Origin of the sequence: Bacteroides nordii (genome assembly GCF_019930665.1) — a bacterium.
In the GTDB taxonomy this organism is placed as follows: domain Bacteria; phylum Bacteroidota; class Bacteroidia; order Bacteroidales; family Bacteroidaceae; genus Bacteroides; species Bacteroides nordii.
The window spans coordinates 2,214,219-2,239,498 of sequence record NZ_CP082886.1; the positions used below are offsets into that span (position 1 = coordinate 2,214,219).

Annotated in this window: 21 protein-coding genes and 1 tRNA gene; 16 read left to right on the forward strand and 6 right to left on the reverse strand. The window is 41.5% G+C overall.

Annotated elements, in window-relative coordinates; translation table 11 throughout:
* The first annotated feature begins 64 nt into the window (after window positions 1–64).
* Together K8P02_RS08740 and K8P02_RS08745 are read left to right on the forward strand one after the other, a co-directional pair.
* Window positions 65–2,713: an ATP-binding protein gene (locus K8P02_RS08740; protein WP_223382226.1), complete on the forward strand. Its 2,649-nt coding sequence runs from the start codon at window positions 65–67 to the stop codon at window positions 2,711–2,713.
* 34 nt (window positions 2,714–2,747) lie between these two features.
* On the forward strand, window positions 2,748–3,821 hold the full coding sequence (locus tag K8P02_RS08745) for an endonuclease/exonuclease/phosphatase family protein (RefSeq protein ID WP_025866442.1): 1,074 nt from the start codon (window positions 2,748–2,750) through the stop codon (window positions 3,819–3,821).
* A 64-nt stretch (window positions 3,822–3,885) separates the two neighbouring features.
* Here K8P02_RS08745 and K8P02_RS08750 read toward each other — a convergent pair whose 3' ends face one another.
* The 3 genes from K8P02_RS08750 to ettA form a co-directional block, all read right to left on the reverse strand.
* A complete protein-coding gene (locus K8P02_RS08750) occupies window positions 3,886–5,802 on the reverse strand; it encodes a choice-of-anchor J domain-containing protein (RefSeq protein ID WP_223382228.1) in 1,917 nt (638 codons plus the stop codon).
* Window positions 5,803–5,834: 32 nt separating this feature from the next.
* A complete protein-coding gene (locus K8P02_RS08755) occupies window positions 5,835–8,423 on the reverse strand; it encodes a TonB-dependent receptor (protein ID WP_007485434.1) in 2,589 nt (862 codons plus the stop codon).
* A gap of 218 nt (window positions 8,424–8,641) precedes the next feature.
* Window positions 8,642–10,336 carry an energy-dependent translational throttle protein EttA gene (gene ettA, locus K8P02_RS08760; RefSeq protein ID WP_025866443.1) on the reverse strand — a complete coding sequence of 565 codons (1,695 nt, stop codon included), beginning with the start codon at window positions 10,334–10,336 and terminating at the stop codon, window positions 8,642–8,644.
* Window positions 10,337–10,453: 117 nt separating this feature from the next.
* On the opposite strand from ettA, the gene K8P02_RS08765 reads away from it, so the two are divergent.
* Together K8P02_RS08765 and K8P02_RS08770 are read left to right on the forward strand one after the other, a co-directional pair.
* Window positions 10,454–10,526: transfer RNA gene (locus tag K8P02_RS08765), tRNA-Lys, on the forward strand.
* A 242-nt stretch (window positions 10,527–10,768) separates the two neighbouring features.
* A complete protein-coding gene (locus K8P02_RS08770) occupies window positions 10,769–11,989 on the forward strand; it encodes a site-specific integrase (RefSeq protein WP_005868395.1) in 1,221 nt (406 codons plus the stop codon).
* Window positions 11,990–12,274: 285 nt separating this feature from the next.
* Here K8P02_RS08770 and K8P02_RS08775 read toward each other — a convergent pair whose 3' ends face one another.
* The 3 genes from K8P02_RS08775 to K8P02_RS08785 all read right to left on the reverse strand — a co-directional run bounded on the left by K8P02_RS08775 (window position 12,275) and on the right by K8P02_RS08785 (window position 13,243).
* Window positions 12,275–12,568 carry a helix-turn-helix domain-containing protein gene (locus tag K8P02_RS08775; RefSeq protein WP_005868396.1) on the reverse strand — a complete coding sequence of 98 codons (294 nt, stop codon included), beginning with the start codon at window positions 12,566–12,568 and terminating at the stop codon, window positions 12,275–12,277.
* A gap of 80 nt (window positions 12,569–12,648) precedes the next feature.
* Window positions 12,649–12,942, reverse strand: a complete 294-nt coding sequence (locus tag K8P02_RS08780) for a DUF3876 domain-containing protein (protein WP_005868398.1) — start codon at window positions 12,940–12,942, stop codon at window positions 12,649–12,651.
* Window positions 12,929–13,243 (reverse strand): helix-turn-helix domain-containing protein, encoded by a 315-nt coding sequence (locus K8P02_RS08785; protein WP_005868400.1) that lies wholly within the window; start codon window positions 13,241–13,243, stop codon window positions 12,929–12,931. Before K8P02_RS08785 ends, K8P02_RS08780 begins: the two co-directional genes overlap by 14 nt.
* A 577-nt stretch (window positions 13,244–13,820) precedes the next feature.
* Between K8P02_RS08785 and K8P02_RS08790 the strand changes: the two genes are divergently transcribed.
* From K8P02_RS08790 to K8P02_RS08845, 12 genes are all read left to right on the forward strand, one after another.
* Window positions 13,821–14,447, forward strand: a complete 627-nt coding sequence (locus K8P02_RS08790; RefSeq protein WP_002560569.1) for a TetR/AcrR family transcriptional regulator — start codon at window positions 13,821–13,823, stop codon at window positions 14,445–14,447.
* Window positions 14,444–14,701: a hypothetical protein gene (locus tag K8P02_RS08795; protein ID WP_005868401.1), complete on the forward strand. Its 258-nt coding sequence runs from the start codon at window positions 14,444–14,446 to the stop codon at window positions 14,699–14,701. The genes K8P02_RS08790 and K8P02_RS08795 overlap by 4 nt, the downstream gene beginning before the upstream one ends.
* Window positions 14,698–14,901: a hypothetical protein gene (locus tag K8P02_RS08800; protein WP_005868403.1), complete on the forward strand. Its 204-nt coding sequence runs from the start codon at window positions 14,698–14,700 to the stop codon at window positions 14,899–14,901. The genes K8P02_RS08795 and K8P02_RS08800 overlap by 4 nt, the downstream gene beginning before the upstream one ends.
* 144 nt (window positions 14,902–15,045) lie before the next feature.
* Window positions 15,046–15,861, forward strand: a complete 816-nt coding sequence (gene zupT, locus K8P02_RS08805) for a zinc transporter ZupT (RefSeq protein ID WP_005868405.1) — start codon at window positions 15,046–15,048, stop codon at window positions 15,859–15,861.
* Between the two features lie 190 nt (window positions 15,862–16,051).
* Window positions 16,052–16,705 carry a class I SAM-dependent methyltransferase gene (locus K8P02_RS08810; protein ID WP_005868409.1) on the forward strand — a complete coding sequence of 218 codons (654 nt, stop codon included), beginning with the start codon at window positions 16,052–16,054 and terminating at the stop codon, window positions 16,703–16,705.
* A complete protein-coding gene (locus K8P02_RS08815; protein WP_005868411.1) occupies window positions 16,702–16,941 on the forward strand; it encodes a DUF1858 domain-containing protein in 240 nt (79 codons plus the stop codon). The genes K8P02_RS08810 and K8P02_RS08815 overlap by 4 nt, the downstream gene beginning before the upstream one ends.
* Before the next feature lie 48 nt (window positions 16,942–16,989).
* On the forward strand, window positions 16,990–17,265 hold the full coding sequence (locus K8P02_RS08820; RefSeq protein ID WP_005868413.1) for a hypothetical protein: 276 nt from the start codon (window positions 16,990–16,992) through the stop codon (window positions 17,263–17,265).
* 29 nt (window positions 17,266–17,294) lie between these two features.
* The gene (locus K8P02_RS08825; RefSeq protein WP_005868415.1) at window positions 17,295–19,634 is read left to right on the forward strand and encodes a TonB-dependent receptor; all 2,340 of its coding nucleotides are present in this window, start codon (window positions 17,295–17,297) and stop codon (window positions 19,632–19,634) included.
* A gap of 48 nt (window positions 19,635–19,682) precedes the next feature.
* On the forward strand, window positions 19,683–20,924 hold the full coding sequence (locus K8P02_RS08830; protein ID WP_013611617.1) for a YncE family protein: 1,242 nt from the start codon (window positions 19,683–19,685) through the stop codon (window positions 20,922–20,924).
* 158 nt (window positions 20,925–21,082) lie between these two features.
* Window positions 21,083–21,646, forward strand: a complete 564-nt coding sequence (locus K8P02_RS08835) for a methyltransferase family protein (RefSeq protein WP_005868419.1) — start codon at window positions 21,083–21,085, stop codon at window positions 21,644–21,646.
* 211 nt (window positions 21,647–21,857) lie between these two features.
* Complete coding sequence (locus K8P02_RS08840; protein WP_223382404.1) at window positions 21,858–23,420, forward strand: ABC transporter ATP-binding protein; 1,563 nt, start codon at window positions 21,858–21,860, stop codon at window positions 23,418–23,420.
* Window positions 23,421–23,556: 136 nt separating this feature from the next.
* Window positions 23,557–25,224: an ABC transporter ATP-binding protein gene (locus K8P02_RS08845; RefSeq protein WP_262903110.1), complete on the forward strand. Its 1,668-nt coding sequence runs from the start codon at window positions 23,557–23,559 to the stop codon at window positions 25,222–25,224.
* Window positions 25,225–25,280: the final 56 nt, after the last annotated feature.

Sequence of the window (25,280 nt, forward strand, 5' to 3'; positions counted from 1 at the left end):
CATAAATCATAATTCAACATCCTCTCATAATTCATGAATCATAAACCATAAATCATAATACCATATGGACAGAACATTACATGACGCGCAGAACGCCAAAAAAATACTGCAAATCACAGCTGATACAATGATACTGGTAGATCAGGATGGGACTTGCGTAGACATTGATACACACAGTAATCTTTGGTTTCTGCAGGAAGAGAAACTATTGGGAAAAAACATATTTGATTTATTGCCTCTGTATACCCGTCAGAAGCTGGTCCCGATTTTCCGGCAGGTTATAGACAAACAAAAAAGTGTTAGCAAAAACTATAAATTAGAATTGGCAGAGGGAACGTATTACTTCAAATGTATCATGTATCCTTATGAGGATAAAGTACTTTGCCAATATCGGGATATCACGGCTCGAAGCAATGTGAAACTACAGCTGGAACGCACCAATCATGAATTAAGAGAGATTCAAAAGGCTGCCCAGATCGGACAATGGAAATACGTCAGTAAAGAACGGATGTTCTATTACTGGGGATACACAGGTATCCTCTGTGGAGAAGCACAACGCTCTATTCCAATCGAACGTTACTATGAGATGATAGTAGAGGAAGACAAAAGTCTTTTTGCTAAGTGGCTGGAGAATAATGAGAAAGAAATGAATGAAAATAGCACAAGCTACCGCATTAACTATGATGGCGAAGTATATTATCTGAGAATACAAACGTACACCCGGGAAGAACTGTCCGATGGGACATTTTACATGGAAGGATATGTACAAAATGTGACGGATATACAACGCCATCGGAATGATATAAATACGCTTACACATGCTATCAACAATGCCAAAGAAAGTATTTTTGCTGCCCGGAAAGATGGCACACTGATATTCGCCAACAGATTATTCAAAGAGAATCACGGAATATCGGAAGAAGATAAATTAAACCTGTATAAGATCTATGAACTGGCCGGTGATATAAACACAGCCGAAGACTGGCAACAGAGGTATAAGCAAATAAATGAAGGAGGTTACTGTAACTTCATCGCGTATCAGCCGATACCCGGTAACAAGAAGATATTAGCCTTTGAGGGAACAATGTATCACGTAACAAGTGACGAAGGGGAAAGTAGCTACTGGTCATTCACACATGATATCACAGAACGCCTGCATTACGAATCGCAGATAAAACGCCTGAACAGTATCATGGATACCACGATGGAAAATCTGCCGGCAGGCATTGTGGTCAAAGATGTAAATAGCGATTTCTGCTATATATACCGTAACCGGGAGTCATATAACCGGGATATGAGTTTTGAGAACGAAACCACAGGTATGACTGATTTTGACTACTATCCGCAGGAGGTGGCCGAGCAGAAGCGAAAAGAAGATATGGAGGTTGCTACCACCGGAAAATGCAAACACTGGGTGACGGAAGAAAAAGATAAGAATGGAAATCTGATTATCCTGGATAAACAGAAGATAAAGGTAGAAGGGAAAGACTTTTCACCGGTTGTCATCAGTATTGAATGGGACATCACACAGTTGGAACTGATGAAGCGGGAGTTGATGATTTCTAAAGAAAAAGCAGAAACATCGGATAATATGAAGTCGGCTTTTCTGGCAAACATGAGTCACGAAATACGTACCCCACTAAATGCCATCGTAGGATTCTCACGCCTCATAGCAGAAAGTGAGAATGCTGACGAAAGACAAGAGTACTATACCATTGTAGATGCCAACAATGAACGGTTACTTCAACTGATCAATGAGATATTGGACTTATCAAAAATAGAATCGGGTATTGTAGAATTTACTTATGCTCCTGTAAGGCTAAATGGATTATGTAAGGAGATTCATGATGCACATGTGTTTCGTACTCCGCAAGGTGTACAACTACTGTATGAACCTTCAAATGAAACAACTATTATTGACTCTGACAAGAATCGTATCTTCCAGGTATTGTCCAATCTGATAGGAAATGCCTTAAAGTTTACAACAGAAGGGAGTATCAGTTACGGATACCGACAAGAAGGAGAAAAGGTGATCTTCCATGTGACGGATACAGGAACAGGCATCGCAGCAGATAAAGTGAACAAAGTGTTTGAACGCTTTATGAAACTGAATAATACGGCACAAGGAACGGGACTCGGCCTTTCTATCTGCAAGACAATCATTGAACGGCTGGGCGGAGAGATCTCCGTAACCTCAGAAATAGGAAAAGGAACAACATTCACTTTTTGGCTACCTGCAAAATTCAATGTGGAAACAGAACCATCTACACTGGCAAAAGAGTCTTTACCTACAAATACGGAAAATAACACAGCTACCGTAGAATTACAACCCGGCAATGTAGATAAAGGAACAGACATGCCAACCATTCTCATTGCTGAAGATACGGACAGTAACTATGATCTGCTGAATGCAATACTGAAAAAGAATTATAATCTGACACGTGCACGAGATGGTATGGAAGTAGTAATGATGTTTGAAGAAGTAAAACCGGATCTAATATTAATGGATATCAAAATGCCCAACCTGAATGGATTGGAGGCTACCAAGATCATTCGTGAACTATCTCCGGATGTACCTATCATCATGCAAAGTGCATTTGCTTATGAATATGACAGGAATGCCGCTGCGGATGCAGGATGTACAGAGTTTATCCCAAAGCCGATAGCACAAGAGAAATTAAAAACAATTATAAAGAAATACTTAAAGAGCTGACAATTGACAGTTGACAATTGTCAATTAAACAATTATGGGAAAAAGAGCTGTATTCAAACTATTTTATTGCATATCAATTGTAATAACCTTTATACTGGCAGGTATAACTCTGGCAGGAGCTTTCTCCGGTTACGCATCTCCGGACAAATACATTGGCTTTGCCTTTATAGGCCTTGCATTGCCGGTATTATTGCTGATAAATCTTATCTTACTTATCTATTGGACCACACGGCTCCGTATATGGTTACTTATCCCCCTTATCGCCATCCTTGGCAACTGGGCATACCTGAACCGGATTATTCAGTTCTCTTCTCCGAATACAGCTAAAGCATCACTAACTCTCGCTACCTACAACGTAGATGCTTTTAATGGAGATCAGACCGGATATTCCTGTAAAGAGATAGCCCGCTTCATGGAGGAACAAGGTGCAGATATCCTGTGTATGCAGGAATTTGGCAGTAACCGTGAGTTCAATGAGGATAGTGTAAAGCAGGTCCTTTCTGCATGGCCCTACTATTCTATACCCAAACCAACAGACGGAACGTCCATTTTGCAAGTAGCTCTGTTCAGCAAGTATCCCATCCAAAATACTGTACTTATCACGCATCCGGACAGCAGAAATTGTAGTATGCAATGCGATATCAATGTGAATGGAAAAACAATCCGTATCTTCAATAACCATCTCCAGACAACAGAGGTGAGCAGTAACAAACGTATTTTAGAAAAAGAACTCGCTACAGAGAATACCACTGGTACTGAAAATGCAATTCATAAACTGGCAGCAGGACTGGAAGAGAATTTTGTGAAACGTGCTGCTCAAGCAGCAAAACTGCATAGGATGATAACCGCTTCCCCCTACCCTACACTGGTATGCGGTGACTTCAACTCACTGCCTTCATCCTATACATATCGCACCATGAAAGGCGATAAACTAAAAGATGGCTTTCAAACCTGTGGACATGGATATATGTACACTTTCCGCTATTTCAAGAAACTGTTGAGGATTGACTATATCCTACACACAAAAGACTTTGAAGGGTTGGATTATTTCTCTCCGGAAGTGGATTATAGCGATCATAAACCAGTGTTGATGAGAATGAAGATATAAAAAAGTACAGAGTTGTCCGTTTCCGATAACAACCCTGTACTTTTTTTTAGAAGGCTAATCGATTTTATTCAACCTTTACAACATCACCTACATGTATAAAGTTTGAACCATCATAATTAAACTGCATAGTATAGTTATTTCTTGTACCAGATTCTGCAGGATTAAGATACACTGAGAATGTTACATAATAATCCAATGTAATACCATCTATATCACTCTTTGCATCGGGATACATCCCCTTAAGCATAATACATAAACCTTCGGCAGCACGTTTAAACATAAAGGCAGCTTGTTCTTCGACATCTGTAATTTTTGCTAATTCAGGATCTTTACCATATCTATCCACACGGTCAGAAACTTTAAAGTTAAAATTACCTTGATATTCGCTTGCACCATAATAGTATTCAGCTGTACCATAACTATCTACATAAGTAGAATTGGTTTCTTTCACATAGTCAACAATACGTTGCAAATTACCATCACCTTTAGATATCACATAATAGATAGAAGGATCGTAGATCCATTTTCCATTACCAACATTCACAAATTGCGAAGTAATATCAACCACTGCTGTATTTTTGGCCCATACTTTATCACTACCCAGCTTATATTCAGCAGCTTCAGCTACAACAGTTTTACTTCCACTATCGTAATTTTTATAAACAAGGGTCTTTACGTCACCTATCTGTGCATAAGGTAACATTTTAGCCAAATATGCTGGTAGATAATTCTCTGGTAACTTAGAAGACCCAAAATCTGTTATCCCCATAGCAGCATAATCTTCTGGTGTCAATATAAGTACATCCTTTTTGTTAAACGGTTTCCAATCTACACCATCAAACTGATACATAGCATTAAATGGCTTTTCATGCGTAGGGGCCATACGAGTAGTGGAGATAGAAACATTATCAAGCTGATAAGTGGAAGTAATCGTAGCAGAGCCTACATACTTAAATGCAATATATAATCCTTTGCCTGCATATTTACTCAGATCAGCCATCCCAGGTGAATACCATTCAGTGTAGTTGTTACCTGCATTCTGAAATTTGAAAGCAGAGGTAATATCTTCCCAGTCCTCATCTTTTAAATTGGCAGTTCCGTCATAAGTAGTAGAAACCATCACATGTAAAGCGTCGCCTACATGGTAGCCAATCTTTGCATCGAAAGTCAAAGATGCACCATCAACGATGTTTGTTTTAGGACCAACTAACCAAGATACATTATCTCCGGTAGCACCAAAAGCAGAACATTGTACGTAACGATTATCATTGTAAAACTTACCAACCCAATTTTTAGTACCAGATGCATTTATTACCTGCCAACCTTCTACATTACCGTTGATTGTACCCGTAGCTTTACTATCGTGAACATCCAATGATTCAAATTCTTGTTGATACAGATCATCTCCAACTTCAATTGTAGGTTCTTCGGTATCGTATTTATAATCAACCAATACTAAGTCTCCCTTCTTTGCATTTGTTTTAACATTAGTCAATACTTTAGGAAGATACTCAACAGGAGATTTTTTTGGAGTCAGAAAGTTCACTACAGTTTCATCACCCCATACAAAAGCATAAGCATCATCTTTCAGTTCATAAGTTTCTGTTTTAGACATCTCAAGAACCGTTTCAGGCAATGCATCCTGATAGGCATATGTAACTTTTACAGTTGATTTCTTACCCCAATCAGCATATGATTTGGCAAGAAGCGCTGGAATATAATCCTCTGCTTTTACTAATTCATTCAATGTATTAGTAGATTTAACTGCATTTGCAGCAGCTTTCTTTTCTGCCGTAATATTTTCTTCAGCAAGCACAAGTTTACTTATACTTGTATAATCGGCTGCAACCAATGTATATTCTCCAGACTTGACTACAGGACCTTGACTTTCATCAATTTCATTATAGATGTCATTCATCGGATCACAGGCTACCAATCCCAACAAAAGAAAGGCACCCAAGATTGTATGTTTTTTATTCATAATCATCTTTATAACTATTAATATTTAAAATCTTAAAAGTTTACTCTAAAACCAGTAGACCATGTTCTTCCAAAGCCATAGAATACCAATGCAGTCTTCATATCATGCTTATCACCATCTTTTGCATCAGCAATATATTCAACGTCAGTCAGATTATTTACGTTCGCATACATAGTGGCAGAAACACCTTTTACTATCTCAAAACGATAACTCAGTCCAAGATCAATGGTGTAATAATTAGGAAGTTTCCATGAGTCAACTCCAGTATCTTTAGGATTTGTCCGATTTTGAGGATCAAAATCTGCAAAATTCTTACCTGCAAAGTTATAAACAGCATTCAATTTCAACCCTTTTACCATCTCCCAAGTAGCCCCTAAAGAAGCTGTCATCTGAGCAGAATTACCAACATGTACATTTTTTATATATGCACTTTCCTCCTTTCCAATAGGATTCTGTGCTTCATCATATAACTGAAAATGCACATCATCTGCCCAAGTCCAATCCCCCCATGAGAACATACCTCTTATATCAAGACTAGAACAAGGCTTATAAGTAGCTTCCAATTCAATACCTGCATGAATAGCATCAACACCAGTTATATTGATTTTCTCATTATTAATGGTTCTTGACATTGATTTGTCCATCCACTTTGTATAATATCCATTCAGTGTTACATTGAAATATTCATTATTAAACCCATATCCTAATTCAAATGTACCAATCTTTTCATATGAAACACCTTTTACAGGTAAAATATTATAATTGGCAAAAACAGCATTCATAAATGGTGCACGAGTAAAATAACCTCCATTTACAAAAACATTATGGTTTTCATTAAATTTGTAGTTAAAACCAGCTTTTGTGCTCCACGGAAGGAAAGTTTTAGCTTCAGATACTGTTTTACCATCAATAGGAGCTCCTCCCGGATTATGATATTTATAAACCTCTCCCGTTAAGGAAGCTGACAAAAAAGCAGACCATTTTTCAGTATTATATTCACCTTGTGCAAAAACTCCAGCCCAAAATATTTCACCTATATTATCATAATTAATCTTATCGCCAACTTTCAATACAGCATTTGCAGGACGATAATACAGTTTCTTACTTGCTGATTGATTTTCCAAAAAATAATCTCCTCCCAAAAGATTATCAATTATTTCTGTGTGGTATCCTTTATAATAACGTCCATCAAAACCTGCAGTTAAAGTAATTTTTTCAGTCAAATCATTTCTATATGAAGAAAGCAAACCATACCAGTCATGAGAATTTACAACATTAGTAAAAGCCACCTGAGAACCATGTTCAGACTCTGCATTAGCTTTCAATACAGCATCATAATCAAATAATCCATCCGGAGTCAGCATAGCACCTGCCTGCGGACGTCCTGTATTATAGTCGATAGTCAGCCAATTAGTCTTATTCCCAGCTACTCTGCGCCCGCCCCCACGTGCTAAAGAAGCATAAGCGGAAGTAGTCAACGAAGAATTAGCATTAATAGTCCAATAATGATTCAATGAAACTTGTGGTTTGTGGTAGTAATTATATCCGTATCCAGCGCCAGTTAACGCTCCATTCAGATAGCCATAACCATTACTATAACGTCCACCATCCGGACTATTTTTATAATCTTCAATATAGTGCTTCGTTGCACGTTGATTGTGCCATTGAGGAGCACCAAAAGCAGTTAAAGAAAGTTTATGGCTATCATTTATTTTCTTTGAAATATTTCCAAAGTAGGTCCAGCCTTCATAATTTGTCCCTCTAATATAACCATCACCTGTATTTAAAGCCCCAGAGAAGGTAAATGCCCAACCATTGTCAAGCATTCCTGTAGACAGTGTTACCGCATATTTACGATATCCATCATTGCCAACACCTACATATGCCGAACCTCCCTTTTTACTCTCAGTACTTTTAGTTACCATATTCATAGTACCTCCCACTGAAGATATACCTAACTTTGAAGCACCTAATCCACGTTGTACCTGGATAAACTGAGTAACATCTGACAAACCTGACCAATTAGACCAATATACTTTTCCATTTTCCATACCGTTAATAGGTACTCCATTTATCAAAACGCCAAGGTTAGATGAATCAAACCCACGCACATTAATACGAGAGTCTCCATATCCACCACTATCTCTGGTTACATATACGGAGGGAGTAGATTTCAACAATTCCGGAAATTCCTGATTACTCAACATCTCTTCAATAGTTCCTAACTTAATATTAGAGATAGGTACTGGAGTCTGTCTATCTGAACGAATAATGGAAGCAATAACACTAACCTCGTCAAGTCCAACTGCATCGGTTTCCATTTTTACAACTCCTAAATTGACAACTCCGGAGTGATTAATTTTCTTTTCTACATCCAAATAACCGATATACTTAAATAGCAAAACGGCTTTTAGAGTTTTCAACTCTATTGTAAAATTACCGTTAACGTCAGTCACACTACCTTGTGTAGTACCAACAACTGTTACGGCTGCCCCAATCAATGGGTCACCGGTTTCAGCATCAACAACTTGACCTTTCACTGTAGTCTGTGCAAAGGCAGTAGCAGCAGAGCAAACTGTCAGTATTGCAACCAGCAGGAAATGAATTAGATGTCTTCTCATAAATTCTGTTTGTTAGTTAATAGAATTTGTTAATTAATAAATGTTTTGAAGTGCAAATATAATTAATAAGATTTAAAATCACATTACATTTTCATGTCGATTTTTAAGAGTAACAAACATTTTATTGCATTATAAAACACGAGAAGCTCCGCAGTAAAACTACGGAGCTTCCCATTTGAAACTGAAAGCTTTAGAAAGCTTTCAGAATATCATAAATATCAGTCATTAACGAGCTTTCTATAACGAACACGTTTGGGTTCTTCATTACCTAATCGCTTCTGTTTATTCTCTTCATACTCCGAATATGAGCCTTCAAAATAGAACACATTTGAATCTCCTTCAAAAGCAAGAATGTGAGTACAGATACGGTCGAGGAACCAACGGTCATGCGAAATAACAACGGCACATCCTGCAAAGTCTTCAAGGCCTTCTTCAAGTGCACGAAGCGTATTCACATCAATATCATTGGTAGGTTCATCAAGAAGAAGTACATTACCCTCTTCTTTCAATGCAATAGCAAGGTGCAAACGATTACGCTCACCACCTGAAAGCATTCCACAAAGTTTTTCCTGATCGGCACCGGAGAAATTAAAACGTGAAAGATAAGCACGTGCATTGATATCACGCCCACCCATACGAATCAATTCCGTACCACCGGAAATAACCTGGTAAACGGTCTTATTAGGATCAATATCTTTATGTTGCTGATCTACATAGGCTACCTTTACAGTCTCTCCTACTTCAAACTCACCTTTATCCACGGCATCAAGCCCCATTATCAGACGGAAAAGGGTGGTCTTACCTGCACCATTAGGACCGATAATACCTACAATACCATTAGGAGGAAGCATGAAATTAAGATCATCAAAGAGTAACTTATCACCATAAGCCTTAGCCACATGTTTGGCTTCGATCACCTTATTTCCCAAACGAGGACCATTGGGAATAAATATCTCAAGTTTCTCTTCTTTCTCTTTTACATCCTCATTCAGCAGCTTATCATAAGAATTCAGACGAGCTTTACCTTTAGCCTGACGGGCTTTAGGAGCCATACGTACCCAATCCAGCTCACGCTCAAGTGTTTTACGACGTTTGCTTGCAGTCTTCTCTTCCATCTCCATACGTTTGGTCTTCTGTTCAAGCCAGCTAGAGTAGTTACCTTTCCAAGGAATACCTTCACCACGGTCCAATTCAAGAATCCATCCGGCTACATGATCAAGGAAGTAACGGTCATGCGTTACGGCAATTACCGTACCCTCATATTGTTGCAAGTGCTGTTCAAGCCAATCGATAGACTCAGCATCAAGGTGGTTGGTAGGCTCATCAAGGAGAAGGATATCTGGCTTCTGTAGCAACAGACGACAAAGTGCTACACGACGGCGTTCACCACCTGACAGATTTTCCACTAATTGATCTTCTGGGGGACAACGAAGAGCATCCATAGCACGTTCCAACTTACTATCCAGATTCCAGGCATCAGTAGCATCAATAATATCCTGTAATTCTCCCTGACGGGCAAAGAGCAGATCCATTTTATCCTGGTCTTCATAATACTCAGGCAAACCAAACTTCTGGTTGATCTCTTCATATTCGTTCAGCGCATCAACAATGGGTTGTACCCCTTCCATTACGATTTCTTTCACCGTTTTCGTATTATCCAGATAAGGTTCCTGAGCCAGATAACCAACCGAATACCCCGGTGAAAAGACTACTTCACCTTGATAGGATTTTTCCAGTCCGGCAATAATCTTCAGCAAAGTCGATTTACCCGATCCATTGAGACCAATGATACCAATCTTTGCTCCATAGAAAAAGGATAGGTAAATATTTTTTAATACCTGTTTATTATTCTGGAAGGATTTACTCACTCCCACCATTGAGAAAATAATCTTTTTATCGTCTACTGTTGCCATATTATATAATAATGTGTAAAATGTAATTTGGTACAAAGATAAGAAAAAATATTAGATTTCCTTTGGCAGTTAAAAAAATCCCTCTATCTTTGCACCCGCTTAACAGCAATAAGGATTGATTCGCTAGCTCAGCAGGTAGAGCACAACACTTTTAATGTTGGGGTCCTGGGTTCGAGCCCCAGGCGGATCACTGAAAACAAAAGAAAAATCAAGCAAATCCCTGATAATCAGACATTATCAGGGATTTCTTTTTTCTGGCAGATAGCAGAAAATAGCCGTTTCAAGCATATTGTTGGTGTGCAAATCGTGGTACATAAATCAGGCTGAAAAAAGTCCCACGATTTAGCTTCTTTCTCACTGATTCATAGCATTTTGCATGGTCGTACTTTGGAAGAGAATACATAGTTTTGTAACTCTAAAAACGATGTAAAAATGGCTAGAAAAACCTTCAATGTGCTATTCTTTATCAAGAAAGCCAGATTATTAAAGAATGGAGAAGCACCCGTGTGCATGAGAATTACTGTAAACGGCTGTATGGTAGATGTTTTAGTAAAAAGAAGCTGTCCTGTAAATCTATGGAATCAGGCAAAAGAAAACTCCAAAGGAAAAGATCGTATGTCGGTGGAACTGAACCACTACTTGGAAATCACACGCTCTCGCATACACCAAATTTATAGAGAACTGGAATCCACAGGTAAGACTATTACAGTCGATCTTATGAGAAAGCTATATTATGGGGTGGATGAAGATAGTAAAACGCTATTGCAAGTATTCAGAGAGCATAACGAACAAAGCCGTAAGCTAATCGGTAAGGACTTCGTTAGTAAGACCGTTCAACGGTATGAAACCACTACCCGATATTTAGAGGAATTCATAAAGAAAGAATATCAATTATCTGATATTGCCCTAAACAACTTGGAAGCCAACTTTATTTCTAAGTTCGATGCTTTTTTGAAAATTGAAAAAGGTTGTGCGCAGAATTCAGCTATCACCCGATTGAAGAACTTGAAGAAGATTATCCGTATTGCTTTGGAAAACGACTGGATAAAGAAAGATCCGTTTGCTTACTATCGCTTCAAACTGGAAGAAACCGATCCTGAGTTCCTGACGATGGACGAGATTAAAATTATTCTTGCAAAAGAATTCACGATTAAGCGAGTAGAACAGGTACGTGACGTTTTTATCTTTTGCATTTTTACTGGATTGGCGTTCAGCGATGTGAAAGATTTATCACCCGAACACTTGGTAAAAGACAACAAAGGGGAGCTTTGGATAAGAAAGAACCGCCAAAAGACAAAAATCATGTGCAACATTCCTGTGCTGCCTGTAGCAGCTTCTATACTTGATAAATATAAGGATGTGGCAGAGTGTACCGGAAAACTTTTACCTGTATTGTGTAATCAACGCATGAACAGTTATTTGAAAGAAATTGCCGATGTGTGCGGAATTCATAAAAATCTTAGCACTCATACGGCCAGACATAGCTATGCCACTTCCGTGTGCCTTGCAAATGGCGTAAGTATGGAAAATGTAGCCAAGATGTTAGGTCATGCAGATACCAGCGTGACGAAACACTACGCACGGGTATTGGATCAGAATATTCTAAAGGATATGCAGAAAGTGAATAGCTGCTTGTCGGAATTGGCTATATAAATAAGGCAGTAGCCAATATAGAAAAAAGGATTGGGAATAATGAACTTCATTTTCTCAACCCTTTTCTTTTAAAGTAAGTTTTCCAGAACCCAATATGAAGCATTGACAAAGGTAATTTCCGTATTTAGCCTGTTCAAGTCCAAGCCTTCGGTTTAGATAAAAATCTTCCTCTCATTGCATTTCGAGCGTATTTTTATCTAAAGACTTGCACAGACTAAATACTTCACTGGAAAAGTCAATGATTCAAATTAAATTCCGAAAAACAATGTTTTTGTGAGTGGCAGATTATTCTTTCCAACTTTCAAAATAATGCTTTTGGAGCAGTTTATCAATATCACTTTGCCGATAGATGATTTTACCTTTTATCTGGATAAAGGGGATTAAGCCTGTATCTCGCCATTCTTGCAGGGTTCGCAGGCTGACATTCAGTTTTTTAGAAACCTCATGATTGGAAAGAAAACGTTCTCCGTTCAGGTGGGGCTTATAGTGCTTGACAATTGATTCAATACCGCTTAGCATTGAGTCGAGCGAAGAAATAAATTCTTTGACTTGTGGTGTATCTTTATTTATTAATTCCATGATTGAAAGATTGTTTTATTGAAATATTGATTTTAAGATGGCTAGATAGCGAATCAGTTAGAGATTAACTGGTCGATTGATTAGTTACGCAGATAGTCACCCAATGACGAAAGGTTTAGCACATCTTTCGCTGGATCATAATCTATGTAAATCCGTTTAGGAGCAGGAGCAATAAAATACTGGCTACCGTCTTTCTGTATTTCATAAGTAGAGGGTGAAGCCTGTTTGGTGGTTTCCGATACATATATAATAGAAAGAAGATACTCTTTGTCGTTCCGATAGATGATAACCGTAGGATTCAGATTAACACTTTCCCATGTGCCGACAATGGAAAACAAGTTGAAGGACGGATAATATTCTTTAGTTCTTTTCATAAGGCTTGATTTGTTTGGGTGACTGATTTTGTGTTTCACTGTCCGCAATAATTCTTTCAATATCGGAAGACTTATAATAAATCTTGCTCCCTATTTGAGAATAAGCCAGTCGCCCACTACTTCGGTAATATTGCAGCGTTCGCTTGCTCAAGCCTAACAACAGGCACACTTCCTGACTATCCAGCCAGTTTTCTACTTTTTGAGTATGACTGCTGCACAAACTCTCTATCCGTTTGGCAAACTCCGTGAAGCTCTCGCAGACATACGAAAATGTTCTTTTTTCGATGGTTACTACTTCCATACATTTAATTTTTAATGGTTAATAAAACGTGTTGATTCTATTTTCATCGGCAAATGAAAGAAGAATCAAGAGCCGTTTTCTAAACTGTCCGAGAGTGGTATAAAAAGACTGTTTATGGCAAAATGACACATGAATAATTTATTAGTCATAATACTCTTGCGGCACAACTATCAAAATGAATCCGAGTTAATTAATGGCGACAAGCTAAATAGATAAAAGGTAGAATGACAGAAAAGAGAAGTTTTATATGATACATTTTTAGCATATTCGATTAATCATTACTAAAATGGGAATCATGAAAAGATTAAAGTAGTTTTTACACATGATTTATAACCTGCGTATTAACAATAGCCATGGAAAGAGGTCAGAATAAGAATAACAAGAGGATACAGTAGAGGCAATACACGTACTTATGACTATGGTTTGGCGTGAAGTGGCTCTGCTGATAGTTACATACCCTTTTTTGTATCCCTACAAATAGGGATTGTTTTATAGAAAATACCCATTTGTATGGATTGTTTTATTTTTGAAATACAACGTACTTTGTATTCTAATAACAGGAACTACGTTCTGACCTATGCAAACAACAAAAGAATATACACATAAATTATTGTTGGAAACAGCAAGGAGAGCCTTTTTCAAGAAGGGCTTTAAGGCTGTGTCTATGCGTGAAATATCCAAATTGTCGGGTATCGGTCTGAGCAACATCTACAATTATTATCCTTGTAAGGACGATTTGTTGGCTGACGTGTTGCATCCGCTTTTGGAGGCGATGAACAGTATGCTGGAAGATCATAATCGCCCGGAGGCCTTTTCTTTGGATGTCTTTACCTCCGAAGAATATCATCGCTCATCCATGAAGGAGGTAATGAACATCGTAAGACGGTATCGTGAAGAATTTAAGTTACTTTTTTCATCTATCCAAGACTCTCGTTTCAATGATTATTGGGAACAATGGATTAAAAGAAGTACAGTAATGGGTATAGAATATATGGAAGGTATGAAAAAGCTCTACCCTGATCTGCATACCGATATTTCTCTATTCTTTATGCACTTCACCTGCTCATGGTGGGTTAATATGATGAAAGAGGTGGTGCAACATGAAGAGCTTTCCAGTGAAGAAATTGAATGTTTTATTGGTGAGTATATCCGCTTTAGCACAGGAGGCTGGAAAAGGCTCATGAATGTAAAAATAGAAAGATGAAAACAAATAGAAACATCCACACATCCTCCTGCCTACAATGCAACCCTTGTGGAAGCGGTTGTACAATTGTGGACAATCGGATTTCTTTCGTATTCGATTCGGAAAAGAAGCACTTTAGCCATCTTCTGTTCGACCCGACACCCGTTGCTTGCATGGGCAGATGCGGCAGGTCTTGTCAAGCAGGATTTCGCTTGGTGCAGGAGGCTAAATACCGCACCACTTCGGTAGAACAACTAAAAACAATCAATATATGAGTATCACCAACATCATCTGTAACGGCGAAATAACGCTTGTGCAAGGAGTAAACGGACTTTTCCTCTGCGAGGAATCGTGGGTAACACAAAGCAGAAAATCCGCTCTGCCCAGAGAGGCTTTGAACAAAGAGACTATTAGAATTAAAAAAGAATGCATCGATATTGAACGTCCAGAGACTGATTTTCCAGACTTAACTTAGTAACAGATGTATGAAACATCCCATTTTTAATAATAATAATTCATCGTATCAAGCGAGTCGCCTGCAAAGAGCGACTCGCTTTGTTTTTGAACAAAATAGATTTTCGTTCTCTTTTGAAGTACTAACTCCCAATCTGTCATAGCCATGTCACAACAAGTATTTGTTCCATTTCTTCTGACACTGTTTGCCGGTATATCCACCGGCATAGGCAGTGCCATTGCTTTTTTCGCCAAACGCACCAACACGTCGTTTCTTTCTCTATCGCTGGGCTTTTCGGCGGGAGTCATGATTTATGTATCGTTTGTCGAACTGTTTACCTCTTCTGTGCAAACACTTGTGGAGATGCACGGCAAATCAGAAGGAACGTTTTATGCCACGCTCTCTTTCTTCGGGGGTATCGTGTTGATATTGCTCATCGACAAGCTAATTCCTCGCTACGAGAATCCGCATGAAATGCACCGGGTGGAAGAAATGAGTGAAAAAGCGAAAATACAATTAGACGTGAAGCCCAAATTGCTACGTGTTGGCATGGTAACAGCCTTGGTGCTGGCTATCCACAATTTCCCGGAGGGTATGGTTACGTTTCTTGCTGCCCTAAAGGATGTGAACATTGCCATACCCATTGCCATCGCCATTGCCATACACAACATACCGGAGGGTATTTCGGTATCCGTTCCTGTTTTTTACGCTACAGGCAACCGCAAGAAAGCCTTTTGGTTCTCGTTTTTGTCTGGATTGGCAGAGCCGGTGGGAGCCGTCATAGGCTATCTCGTGCTGGCTCCGTTCCTCGACGACAATGTGTTCGGCATCATCTTCGGCATGATTGCTGGCATCATGGTATTTATCTCGCTCGATGAGCTGTTACCCGCAGCTGAAGAATACGGTAAGCACCACCATGCCATCTACGGTTTGGTGGTAGGCATGGCGGTCATGGCACTAAGCCTGCTGATGCTGGGTTAGCAAGAAGAAGTAATATAGAAACAATAAATAAAAAACAGAAAAAGATATGCATACATCTCACACTTACCACTGTCATGAGCACGATGCTCACAAAGAGCATACTCACGGGCGTATATTTTTTAGGTATCGCGCACAGCAAATAATAGACATATCATATTAGTAAGAAAAGACTTAAAAACAAAGAATAATTATGAGCATAATAAAAAACATCTTTCAAAACTTCCGCAAACCCAAGAATAGCTTTATGGGCAGGTGCATTGTGAAAATGATGAACCAAGGGCATAACCGGATTTCTCTTTGGTGCATTGACAACTTCGTAAAACTTTCCGGTGGCGAAACGGTGCTCGATATCGGTTGTGGCGGTGGGCAAAACGTAGCTAATTTCATCAAACGAACTCATGGATTAGTTTGCGGCATGGATTATTCACCCACGTGCGTGGACATTGCGAGTCGCAAGAACAAGGCGGCTATCAGTCAGGGACGAGCATCTATAGTAGAGGCGAATGTTTCAAACATTCCTTTTGACGATAACCGCTTCGATATTGTAACCGCTTTCGAAACTATCTACTTTTGGAATGATATAGTGGAAAACTTCAAGGAAGTATTGCGTGTATTGAAACCCGAAGGAAGGTTCTACATCTGCAACGAGGCATGCAGCGAGGAAGGCAATGAAAAGTGGGTGAGGAATATCGACCTGCGCATTTACTCACCCATAGAAATACAAAGAATGCTGGAACAAGCGGGATTTATAAATGTGACCTACGACATCTCGCCGGAGAGCCAATCGCAACGAATATGCGTGCAAGCGACAAAACAACCGATGATGAAACCAATAGACAGATGAGCATCAATAAATATACCCCGATACATCGGGTTCTGACTACCTATCCGCAGTTGATTCATCGACTGGTGAAACGAGACAGTCGTTATGTTTCTTTAATCAATCCTGTATCAACTTGTACGTTGGGGCATTGCACTACTATTGAGAGCATTGCCTTTACAGTAGGAGACGATATGGAGACTCTTCTCACATACCTCAAAGGAGAAATGGAACGAGAAGATATACAGTTCAAATATTGAAAATTACTACTAATAACTGCCCGAAAGGGCACAAAACAATATCGATTTATGCTTATACTTTATAACAAAGCAGCCCGCAAAAATCTTTCCAAGCCGAAGGAAGCTGCCAAATGGTATCCCGTGCTACGTTCTACGGGTATGTTGAAAGAACGTGAAGTGCCCAAACTCATTGCTGACAAAACGACACTCAACCCCAAAGAGGCGATCGCCAGAATAGAGTTTAAGGATGTTGAGGTACTTACACAAAAAGTAACCGAAGGAAACTCTTCAGGTACAACTCCTATAGTCGTTTCCACGCCGGAAGCTCCCGATCCCAGCATTTAAGGAGAAACCAACAATCATATAAATAAACAATGAAACAGAAAGTACTATTTTCTCTATTGATACTGATGCTCATGAGCATCAGTGTATCCGCCCAAACAGGTGGGGGGCGGATTGCGGGCGTGGTCATCGACAACACTGACGAAGATCCACTGCCCGGAGCAACCCTCTTTATTGAGGAACTGAAAAAGGGCGATGTAACCAACAAATATGGCGAGTTCTCTTTTTCAGACATTCCTTTCGGTACTTATACATTCACCGTGAAGTTTATGGGCTATCAAACAGCAGTCCAAAAAGTAACCGTAAGTAAAGAGAATGTAAAGAAAACTATTATCCGCCTGAAAGCCGAAGTCAAATCGCTGGACGAAGTGGTGGTGATGGGCAAAAGTGAAGCCCGCAAGATTCGGGAGCAAGCCATGCCGGTAACGGTTTACAGTATGAGCCAGTTACAAGGTACAGTAAATAGCGTAGAAGATATTCTGACTAAGACCGTAGGCGTAACCATTCGTTCGCAGGGAGCAGTAGGCAGTGCCTCGCGTATCTCTGTTCGCGGCTTGGAAGGCAAGCGTATTGGATTCTTTATAGACGAAGTACCGATGAACGATAATTCCGATTTCATCGACATCAACGATATACCCATCGACATGATTGACCGCATTGAAATATATAAAGGTGTGGTTCCAGCCAAGTTCGGTGGATCTGCCGTGGGGGGTGCTGTAAATATCGTGATTAAAGAGTATCCACCTCGTTACTTGGATGCTTCGTATTCGTTCGGTAGCTTCAATACACATAAAGCAAGTAGCGTCTTCAAGCGGAATCTGGTCAAACAAGGAATAGAGTTGGGGGCAGCGTTGTTATACACCCATTCTGATAATGACTATCGTATGGAATTGCCTCAGAACAAAGGTAAGTTCATAAAACGCGACCATGACAAATTCAACCAATCGGGGGGAGGGATATCGATGAAAGCCCGTAAATGGTGGTTCGATCAGATGGAGTTTGAACTTGAATTTATCCGAAACAGCAAGCAGATACAAGGCGTGGTAGAGAACATACGCTCTGCCGAAAGTAGTGCCGGAGCTTACAACTTCGCCATTGATTTACAGAAAGACAATTTCCTACTCAATGGACTTGACTTCAGTAGCGGCACGGGCTATGCCTATTCTCAATACAACTTTGTGGATACAGCTAGGCTTCGCTACGACTGGGATATGAATCCTTATCCGCCTGTTTCGGCTTACGGAGGAGAAATAGGAGTTTTACCCTCTGACATGAAAATGCGTAAGCATACCGTGGGAAATAAGACCAATCTCAATTACATCATCAATGACCGGCACTCCATCAACCTCAACTCATTATTCAAATGGGCATTGGGGAAGCCCTCCGATCCGTTGTTGGATAAAGCGGTGGGGCGACAGATAAACTTCGACTCACACATGACGAGCTGGGTATTAGGCTTGGGTTACGACTATAAATCCCCCAATGACAAATTCCTCAACTCGCTGACGGGTAAGTATTATTACTATTCCATGAATACGAAAATAGGAGATGTTTGGAATTCCGTACCCAAAGAAGTGGATATGCAGCAGCACGATTGGGGTGTAAGTGAAGCCTTGCGCTACCGCTTCACCAAAGAGTTGTTGGGGAAAGCCTCCGTAAGCTATGATGTACGACTACCGACAGATGCCGAACTCATTGGCGACGGCTTCCTTATTGCTCCTTCGGGCGACTTGAAACCCGAAAGAGGAACTAACGCTAACATCGGATTGATGTACGATAAAAAGATTGGTTCCGGATTGTTGCAGGTGGAGGTAAACGGATTCTTCTCTTACCTGCAAGATATGATACGCTATACGCGCAACTTCGTGCAGGGCAGATACACTAATTTCGGTGAGATGCGTACCTTCGGTGTAGAGGCAGAAGTCAAAGCAGATGTTACACGCTGGCTTTACGGATATGTAAATGCCACGTTTCAAGACCTTCGCGATACACGTAAGTACGAACCAACGAGTAACGTTCTCAATCCGTCGAAGGGATTGCGTATGCCTAATATTCCCTATTTCTTAGCAAATGCGGGGGTAGAGTTTCACAAAGAGAATCTCTTCGGAGGGAAAGGTCAGAATGTAAGACTATTTACCGATGCTTCATTCGTAGAAGAGTATTTCTTCGATTTCGAAGTAAGTCAATATCAAGAGAAACGCATTCCGCGCTCTTTCAAGCTCGACTTGGGATTAGAATACTCCATCATGAACGGTGGGCTTACCTTCTCGGCAAAAGCATCCAACCTTACGAATGCCCGCCTGTTCAGCGAGTTTAATTACCCGCTTCCCGGCAGAGCCTTTACCGCACGTATCAGGTACGTGCTGAAATAAAGCTAATCACAATTCAATATATTATTCAACAATAAAATAAAAAGTAAAATGAAAAAGAGAATCAACGGAGTATTACTCCTCCTAATGAGTATCACTATGCTGTTTTCAGCTTGTAGCAAAGACCCGGAAACGAAACCAATCACGACCGATCCGGAAGTAAAAGTTGGCGATATACTTGTTTACACCATGCTTATGAATCCCGGTGGACAGACCGGGTCAGGTTGGATGCAGTTAGCAGATGGAGTGTCTCCCAAGAAACTGACAAACAAAAATGCCGTGCAAGTCGGTTACGGAATGATGCCAGTGTGCAACGGTAATGATGTGTACACTTTTCCTGCGTTCGGAGCACAAGGTGATGAAAATGTAGTAACAAAATGGGGGCGTTCGGGAACTAAACTCACCAAAACGGCAACCATGCCTATTCCCCTTAATTCTGTTCCAAGACACATCTCTTTTGTTAATGCAACAAAAGCCTATCTGATATCACTTATCGGCAAGTTATTTATATTCAACCCTCAAACGATGGAACTAACTGGTGAGATTGATCTGTCCTCTTACGCTGCACCGGGATTGGCCGTACCGATGTTTGGATCTCCGTTTGTGCATAATGGACGTTTGTATGTAACACTGAATCAGACAGACATGACATTCCAACCGGCTACCGAACCTCAGATAGAACTCGCGGTAATCAACACTCAAACGGACAAGGTGGAGCGTGTCATCTATGAAAAGGCGAGTGGTATCGGTATCGGGGCTTATACCTATGGGCAACAAACCTTTATCGATGAAAAAGGCGATATGTATCTGATGTGCACGGGCGCATACGGCATGAATCCTAAGTACAAGACCGGTATCTTGCGCATCAAGAAAGGCGAAACCGAATTTGACCCTACCTATAATTGGGTGTTGAACGATCAAACAATCGAAGGCGAATCGGGCAAAACCGTTTGGCTGCTTCAATCACAATACGCCGGCAACGGAAAAATGTATGCCACGATGGATATTCCTTCTTATTGGGCAAACCCAACATCTCCCAACTGGTTCACGGATAAATCGCTCATCAGTGTAGAGATGGATATTTACAATAAAACGGTAAAAAAACTTCCGATACCGATGACGTCAAGCTTTGGAGGAGCAGTGGAGAAATACAAGAATCTTATCGTGTTTGCTATTAATGGCAGAAATGATGTGGGCTTTTATACGCATAATCCTGCAACCGGCGAAACAAGCTCGGATGCCGTAGTAAAGGTAGATGGAGCTCCTGCATATTTCCATTGGTTTGAAAACTAAGTAATAATCAATCACTCAGAAGAGGCAAAGGTGAGAGTTGAATTATCGGCCTTTCCTTTGCTCTCATTTTTTAGCCCAAACATTTATTAATCTTGTTTCTCCATTCAGAAATGGCTATTCAAGGGTTTCAATATCACACACAATAAATAAAATTTCGTATGCCAATAAACGATTTCATTCAATTTCACTTCGGTTGGCTCAATGCATGGATACCTTCGTTTGCATTGGTGCTGATACAACTTTTGTATATGATTCTTTACCGAGAAGGTGGCAAACGTGCCGTAGATACATCTTGGTATACCTCTAAGGACAAGCGGTACGCCACTTTAAGCTTTGTGTTTCAGGGAACATTGCTTTTGGTGTCGCTCTTTGTCCCTCTCCGCATAGGTACACCGCTATTCACGGTGGGGTGCGTCTTGTTTGCCTTTGCACTTGTCGGATTTATGGCAGCCTTTCATGCTTATGCCTCTACGCCTAAAGGAGAAACTGTCGTACGAGGCGTTTACCGCCTGTCGCGCAATCCGATGTACTTCTTCTATGAAGTGGGAGCATTGGCGGTTTGCATTGCCTCGGCATCGTTGTGGTTGCTGCCTGCCACAATTCCTTTGATCCTCGTCACGCATGGCGTTATCTTGGGTGAAGAGCGATACTGCATGACCACTTATGGGGAAGACTATGCGCGGTACAAAGCGAGAACTCCCAGATACTTCTTACTCAAATAGCAACCTTATGAACAATCTCTCTCAAATACTCAATTCCGCCACGATGGGGCAGCCCCGTCGCTTGCGTCCGCTGATAGGCTGGACGGTTGCGGAGTACTTTTTTCGTGGCGCACCGTATGGGGCAATGCTGCTCGTGGTGTGGGAGGTATTCAAACCTCTGCAAAATCCCGGCACACCGCTCAACCTCGTGAACATAGGTTGGGCGTGCCTAATGCTCCTAATTTCTCTCGTTTGCCTTTGGCTCATTAGCAAAAAGGCATACCTTGTAGCCTATAAAGACGGCTACGACATTTGTTGCGATGGTCGTTTGGAAGTGGTCAATCACCTGCGCCAACTGCCGATGAGTTTCTTCAATAGTCGTGATCCCGGCGACATCGGGGCATACATTGTCAGCGACTATAACAACGTGGAGATGCTCACTACTCACCTTATCGGTCAGTTCTTTGGCGGGCTGGCGATGCCCATCGTCGCTTTGGTTTCGCTCTCATTCTTCAACTGGCAATTAGCTTTGGCGGCAGCAGCTGTCATTCCATTGGCATACCCCATGATGTGGCTCACCAATCACTTTGTGGCAACCTTGGGCAAGAGGCATCAAAAAATAAAGACCAATGCCGCTTCGCGCATGATCGAGTATATACAAGGTATCCGCCTGATTAAGGCTTTCAACCTGAGCGGCAATAAGTTTGAACGCTTGGAACGAGCTTTCCGTGATCTAAAGCGGGAGAGCATCCGTTTGGAAGCGGCTCCCGCACCCAGCATCACGCTGGCTTCCACTCTGCTCAATGGCGGCCTGGTTCTTATTATGCTACTTGGCTTCTCGATGTTGTTAAATGCCAAAGTCTCCATGCCCGTTTACATCATGTTCCTGCTGGCAGGATCGGCTATCTATGCCCCACTCATCAACGCCTTGACCTTTATCGCCCTCATCAACTACATGAAGCTGGGAGCCGAACGCATTGATGCTCTTTGCAAAACGCCCGTACTTCCGGAGGGTATAATAGAAGATGTTGTCAACTCAGAGATAGAGTTCCGTCACGTCAGCTTCAGCTATAATGCCGATATTCCCGTACTTCGGGATGTATCGCTTACCATTCCCGAAAAGGAACTGACCGCTTTTGTGGGACCATCGGGTTCGGGCAAAACGACATTGACACGACTCATTGCCCGTTTCTGGGATGTAAGCGAGGGGGAAATCCTATTTGGCGGACGAAACATCAAAGACTACACCGTGCATACACTGATGCAACAAGTTTCCATCGTCTTTCAGGATGTGTATCTCTTCAACGATACCATTTATAACAACATCCGCGTGGGACGTGAGACAGCTACCCGCGAAGAGATAGAAGTTGCCGCACGCAAGGCGCAATGCCACAACTTCATCACCGCTATGCCTGATGGCTACGAAACGATGGTGGGTGAAGGAGGTAGCACACTATCCGGTGGAGAGAAACAGCGTATCTCTATTGCCCGTGCCATTTTGAAAGATGCGCCCATCGTGTTGCTTGACGAGGCAACCGCTTCGCTCGATCCCGAAAACGAGGTTCACATCCAAGATGCTATCAACGACTTGGTGAAAGAAAAGACTGTAGTCATCATCGCTCATCGCTTGGGCACGGTGATAGGTGCCAATAATATTGTAGTGATAGACCAAGGACGGGTGGTGCAGCAAGGCAAGCATCAAGCTCTTTTGGCAGAGGAAGGACTGTATCGCAATCTTTGGGAGGAACAACAACGGGTAAAAGGATGGAAGTTCAAACAATCGAATAAACAGTAAGGCTATGGATACAAATAAACGCAAGACCGGGCTGGCACGGTTGATAGAAATAGCCGGCACTAAACGTCGGCTGCTCATCGGGGCGATGTTGTTGGCAGTTATCACCGCCATCGTGCAGTTTGTGCCGATCATAGCGGTGTACAATATTCTCATCGAGTTGGCAGAGCATGCGCTTGATCCCTCATTAATTGACAAGGCATACATCTGGCTGTGGAGCTATATCGCCTTGGGAGCTTTCTTCGCTTTCGGAGTGCTCACGTTTGCTTCCCTCATGCTCTCGCACATTGCCGCTTTCAACATTCTGTATGAAATACGAATGCAGCTAGTACAAAAAATGGTTCGTTTGCCCTTGGGGTTCTTTTCCCGCCGGGCTTCGGGAGAACTGAAGAAAATAATGAGCGACGACGTGGAGCGCATCGAACTGTTTATTGCCCACCATATCCCTGACATCGTAACTGCCCTACTTTTTCCGCTGATTCTCGTCAGCTATATGTTTGCCGTAGACTGGCGGTTGGCTATCGTAGTATTGGCTGTGCTGGCGATGGCATTCTATGTGATGGGAAGAATGTACACCGGCAAAAAAATCCGGGAGGTTTCCAAACGGTATGTGGAGACCTTAGGCAGAATGAATGCTAGTATTGTGGAATATATTCGCGGTATTCAGGTGGTGAAGACCTTCACCGAATCGACTAATGCCTATCGCAAACTCAATGACGACATCAAGGAGTACCGCAAATTTGCCAACGAGGTAAACGTACAATACCAACCCACATATGTAGGTTTCCTTACCATACTCTCTTCGGCACTGCTCTTCATCATTCCCGTGGCAGTGTGGCTGTTTGTGGGGAGTGCCTCGTATGCCACTTTCGTGCCGGTGCTACTCATGTTCCTGTTTTTCGGCGTGGCTGTTTTCTTTCCCGTGCTTAAACTCTTGTGGATAGGCAGCTTTCTGAATCAGAACAACATGGGTGTACAGAAGATTGATGACATTCTCTATATGGACGAAATCGAAGAGCCTGACATTCCCCGACACCCCAAAGACGCTTCAGTGGAATTTCGCAACGTCTCTTTTGCCTACGACACCACGCCGATACTCAAAGCGATATCTTTCATCTCCCATCCCGGTACGATAACTGCATTAGTCGGTCCTTCGGGAGCCGGTAAAAGTACCGTTGCTATGCTTGCCGCCCGCTTTTGGGACGTTCAAAGCGGAGAAATCTTAATAGGAGGAGTGCCAGTCAAAGAGATTCCCACTTCGGTGTTGATGGACAACGTCGCTTTTGTCTTTCAGGATAATATGCTCTTCTTCGATACCATCGAGGAGAATATCCGTATGGGTAACAAGACTGCAACCTTTGAGGAAGTGGCACGGGCTGCCTGTGCCGCTCAATGCCATGAGTTTATAGAATCCTTGCCCAATGGTTATCAGACATTGGTAGGCGAAGGAGGCATCTACCTCTCTGGTGGTGAAGCACAACGCATAGCCTTGGCTCGCGCCATATTAAAAGACTCCCCTATTATCTTGCTGGACGAAGCCACCGCCTTTGCCGACCCCGAAAACGAAGGTAAGATTCTGGCAGCATTCTCTCATCTCATCAAAGGAAAGACGGTATTGGTCATCGCTCACCGATTGTCTACAATCACCAATGCCGACCGAATTCTGTATGTAGATAAGGGTGTGATAGCCGAGCAGGGAACACATGAGCAGCTACTTGCTCTTAAAGGAGAATACGCTCGTATGTGGGAAACCTACAACCGAGCAAAGAGGTGGACGATTGGTGGAAAAAATAACCGTAAATTATAAATACAACAAAATATAACCGGTATGAAAAAACTCATTCAAACCGCTGGCTACGGGAG